Source organism: Flavobacterium sp. (genome assembly GCF_044376915.1).
Lineage (GTDB): Bacteria > Bacteroidota > Bacteroidia > Flavobacteriales > Flavobacteriaceae > Flavobacterium.
In genome coordinates this window covers 1-4,098 of sequence record NZ_JBILKB010000118.1, presented here as the reverse complement: position 1 = coordinate 4,098, position 4,098 = coordinate 1, and the positions used below count along the sequence as shown (strand labels likewise).

Sequence of the window (4,098 nt, the reverse complement as noted above, 5' to 3'; positions counted from 1 at the left end):
AACCGAAATGTTGAACAATTTATCGAGCGACGAAATCCAATTGGAAATGTCGATGCCAAACCGTGCAGGAATTTTAACTCCAGTAGATGGCCTAGATGAAGGTGAAACCGTTACCATGTTAGTAATGCCAGTTATGCTGAGCAATTAATAAAAATATAAACCAACCTTAACTTAAAAACCACTGAGCTGTAAAGCGAAAGTGGTTTTTTAATTTTAATTTAAACGCAAAAAGCTCGAAAATGCTGTGAACTTCTTGATATACTTTTTGGGACTTAGTGCAACAACTCCCTTTAAAAAAACTTCTAACTTCCAACTTCTAACTTCTAACTTTAATTTATCTTTGCACATTAAAGTAAAAAGATGATTCCACAAGAAACCATAGTTGCACTAGCCACACCTTCAGGAGCAGGTGCTATTGCTATTATTCGATTATCTGGTAAAGATGCTTTAACTATAGCGGCTCAGGTATTTGATTCGGTTTCTGGAAAAGACATTACCCAGCAAAAATCACATACGTTACATTTGGGTCACATTGTTGATGATACCAAAGTACTGGATCAAGTTTTGCTCTCTATTTTCAAAGGTCCGAATTCCTATACAGGTGAACATGTAGTTGAAATTTCGTGTCACGGTTCGGTTTTCATCCAACAACAAATCATACAATTGCTACTCCGAAAAGGAGCAAAAATGGCGCAAGCCGGAGAATTTACCTTACGTGCTTTTTTAAATGGAAAGTTAGATTTATCACAGGCTGAAGCAGTGGCTGATTTAATTGCATCGGATAACGAAGCGAGTCATCAAATTGCCATGCAACAAATGCGGGGCGGATTCAGTAATGAAATTGCCAAATTGCGTGAAGAACTGCTAAATTTTGCTTCCTTAATCGAATTGGAATTAGACTTCGCCGAAGAAGATGTTGAATTTGCCGATCGAACCGCTTTTCATGAATTGATCAACCGCATTGAATTTGTACTGAAACGATTAATTGACTCGTTTTCCGTTGGAAACGTAATTAAAAATGGGATTCCGGTGGCAATTGTTGGCGAACCAAACGTAGGAAAATCAACTCTTTTAAATGCATTATTGAACGAAGAACGCGCCATAGTCTCTGATATTGCGGGAACAACTCGTGATACGATTGAAGATGAATTGGTCATTAACGGCATTTGTTTCCGATTTATTGATACCGCAGGAATACGCGAAACAAAAGATGTAGTAGAAAGCATTGGAATTCAAAAGACATTTGAGAAAATTGAACAAGCGCAGGTTGTAATTCTTTTGCTAGACGCAAAAGAATTACAAATTTCAGGTTTAAAGTTTCAGGTTGAAATCGAGAAAATTAAAAACAAATTTCCTCAAAAACCACTTGTAGTTATCCTAAACAAAGTTGATTTGCTTTCTATAAATGAAGTTGAAACAATTCGCCAAGAACTTGAAACTTTAAACCTAAAACTTGAAACTATTTCAGCCAAACAAAAAGTTGGTATTGACGAACTTAAAAATACCTTACTTTCTTTTGTAAATACGGGTGCTTTACGCAATAATGAAACCATTGTAACCAATACGCGTCATTATGACTCATTACTCAAAGCCTTAGAAGAAATTCAGAAAGTGAAATGGGGCTTAGACTCTGGAATTTCATCTGATTTAATGGCAATTGATATTCGAAGTGCTTTATTTTTCTTTGGCGAAATTACGGGTGAAGTAACTAACGATGAGTTACTTGGCAATATTTTTGCAAATTTTTGTATCGGAAAGTAAACCTATTCGTTAATCTTTACATTCAAATGATTGAGTAATATTTGGTATTTGTGTAATTCTACCAATTCTTCGTCTGTTTCAGTAGCATCCATAATATCATCTAATACATGACTCACTTCTACTAATTTTTGGTTGGCTTGCTCCTTTTGATTGGAAGCCATACAATCAATTATTTTTTGAATCTCAAGAATGAGTGAATCCTTATTTTCCATAGGAATGTGCTAGTAAATTACGTTTTATTTCCGACAAAGATAACGCAGAAAAACATAACTGATCAATAATATTGCTTCGTAATGAGTCGATATTTGTTGTGTCATAATATTTTGCCCAAGTATCCGTTTCCAAAATTTCTTTAATCTGCCGAATTACTTTTGCGGTTTCAGCAGCTGTACGCAACACTGCTTTTCCATCATAACTGGGGTGATTTCTGTGTTGGAACGTAACCGTTGCCGTTTTAAAATTTACGTCAATATAAAATAAAGCATCTGATTCATTATTCGGATAAAAAGACGTCCATTGCGCAAAACCAATCCGAGTAAAGCTGTTATTGATTTTTACCGTCGATTGAGAAATCAAACGCCAACGACAATTGGCGGCCCTTCCCCAATGATTGGAACTCCGGTAAACACCTTCGTCAGTAAAATAATAAGCACTCCCCGACTTACTTTTAAAATGGGGTTTACATATGTTTACTGGAAGTGCAGCCACTTCTGTAAACTCGCAAAAAGTGTGGGAATGAAAATTCGTACGATTAAAACCTATTGGCGCATTGTTCATTAAAAAATAGATTTAAATAGGAATTGCTTAAAAATTTGTAAAAAAAATTTGTGAATTAGTAAAAAAAAGAGGTTTATGTAACAATTGTTACAACGTCTTATTTATCAATTCCTAATTTTACAAAACTAACCAAATACTACAAATTATGAAAGACAAATATCAAATAGTCATTGTTGGCGCCGGAACCGGTGGCATTATGACGGCTGCGCAATTGCTTTTAAAAAATAAAAATATTGATATCGCAATCATCGATCCTTCAGAAGAACATGTGTATCAACCGGCTTGGACACTTGTAGGTGGAGGTGCTTTTAACTTTAAAAAAACAAAGCGACCTACTTCATCTGTCATCCCTAAAGGAGCCATCTGGATCAAAGACAAAGTAGTGTCGTTAGATCCGGAAACAAACAGTCTTACTACTGAAAAAAGCGGAAATATTGCTTATGACTATTTAATTTTATCACCCGGCTTAGTGTATGACTTAGACGGTATTGAGGGTTTACGTGAAAATTTAGGAAGGAACGGCGTGTGTAGTAATTACACCGATCCTAATTACACTTGGGAATTAATTAAAAATTTTAAAGGCGGAAATGCCGTTTTTACACAACCTACTACACCTATTAAATGTGGTGGAGCCCCTCAAAAAATCGCATACTTAGCTGCCGATTATTTCAGAAAAAAGAACGTAAAAAACACTGAAGTTGTTTTTGCTACTCCTGGATCTGTAATTTTTGGCGTAAAAGATTTTGCTAATACATTGATGCAAGTTATTTACAGATACGGCATTCATTTCAAACCTCATTATGCACCTGTCAAAATTGATGGAGAAAAGAAATTAGTCTATTTCAAAAGTATTGCTCCAGAAGAAAATCAGTGCATAATTAATGAAGGGAACGTATTAAAGGAAGAATTACACGGGGAAACAGAAATTGTTATGCCATTTGATTTATTACATTTAGCACCACCACAAATGGCACCCGATTTTATTCGCAATTCAGTATTAGCCAACGCTCAAAAATGGTTAGATGTTGACATTTTAACATTGCAACATTTAAAATTTAAAAACGTATTTGGATTAGGAGATGTAGCGGCCTTACCCACAGCAAAAACAGGAGCTGCTATTCGAAAACAAGCACCAGTTGTGGTAGAAAACATACTTGCAATGATTAAAGAAAATAAGCTAGGACACGCCACCTATGATGGATATTCTTCTTGTCCTTTAGTTACAGGATATGGAAAAATGGTATTGGCCGAATTCAAATATGATAATGTGAGAGATTCTGATCCTCTATTATCTAAATTTATTGACACGTCAAAAGAAAAATGGAGCATGTGGATTTTAAAAAAATATGGATTACCTTACTTATATTGGAATAAAATGATGAAAGGTAAAATGTAATTTTTTTAGATTCAATTTTAGTTATTCTGTATCTTTACAAAAATTAGTTTTTATGAAAGACATCCTAACACAATCCTACGGCTATATTTTTGAAGAAGCACTTATTGACGAAATTGTTAATGTCGCTTCCTTTAAAGAATTTAAGGCAGACGATTATTTGATTG

The 4,098-nt window shown here is 34.7% G+C and carries 4 protein-coding genes and 1 pseudogene; 3 read left to right on the top strand and 2 right to left on the bottom strand.

The window, feature by feature from the left end:
• Both ACIQ6Z_RS09395 and mnmE read left to right on the top strand, forming a co-directional pair.
• Nucleotides 1–148: pseudogene (locus ACIQ6Z_RS09395) on the top strand (DNA polymerase III subunit beta); the annotation flags it as partial.
• Nucleotides 149–360: 212 nt separating this feature from the next.
• Nucleotides 361–1,761 (top strand): tRNA uridine-5-carboxymethylaminomethyl(34) synthesis GTPase MnmE, encoded by a 1,401-nt coding sequence (gene mnmE, locus ACIQ6Z_RS09390; protein WP_396210626.1) that lies wholly within the window; start codon nt 361–363, stop codon nt 1,759–1,761.
• Nucleotides 1,762–1,763: 2 nt separating this feature from the next.
• Here mnmE and ACIQ6Z_RS09385 read toward each other — a convergent pair whose 3' ends face one another.
• Both ACIQ6Z_RS09385 and ACIQ6Z_RS09380 read right to left on the bottom strand, forming a co-directional pair.
• Nucleotides 1,764–1,973, bottom strand: a complete 210-nt coding sequence (locus ACIQ6Z_RS09385) for a hypothetical protein (protein WP_396210625.1) — start codon at nt 1,971–1,973, stop codon at nt 1,764–1,766.
• The gene (locus tag ACIQ6Z_RS09380; RefSeq protein ID WP_396210624.1) at nt 1,963–2,538 is read right to left on the bottom strand and encodes a hypothetical protein; all 576 of its coding nucleotides are present in this window, start codon (nt 2,536–2,538) and stop codon (nt 1,963–1,965) included. The genes ACIQ6Z_RS09385 and ACIQ6Z_RS09380 overlap by 11 nt, the downstream gene beginning before the upstream one ends.
• A 145-nt stretch (nt 2,539–2,683) precedes the next feature.
• Between ACIQ6Z_RS09380 and ACIQ6Z_RS09375 the strand changes: the two genes are divergently transcribed.
• Entirely contained in the window at nt 2,684–3,934 is a 1,251-nt protein-coding gene (locus ACIQ6Z_RS09375) for an FAD-dependent oxidoreductase (protein WP_396210623.1), read from the top strand.
• Nucleotides 3,935–4,098: the final 164 nt, after the last annotated feature.

Coding starts and splice junctions, on each gene's coding strand:
- ACIQ6Z_RS09385 (WP_396210625.1), bottom strand. CDS start 1,973: ATGGAAAATAAGGATTCACTCATTCTTGAGATTCAAAAAATAATTGAT.
- ACIQ6Z_RS09380 (WP_396210624.1), bottom strand. CDS start 2,538: ATGAACAATGCGCCAATAGGTTTTAATCGTACGAATTTTCATTCCCAC.
- mnmE (WP_396210626.1), top strand. CDS start 361: ATGATTCCACAAGAAACCATAGTTGCACTAGCCACACCTTCAGGAGCA.
- ACIQ6Z_RS09375 (WP_396210623.1), top strand. CDS start 2,684: ATGAAAGACAAATATCAAATAGTCATTGTTGGCGCCGGAACCGGTGGC.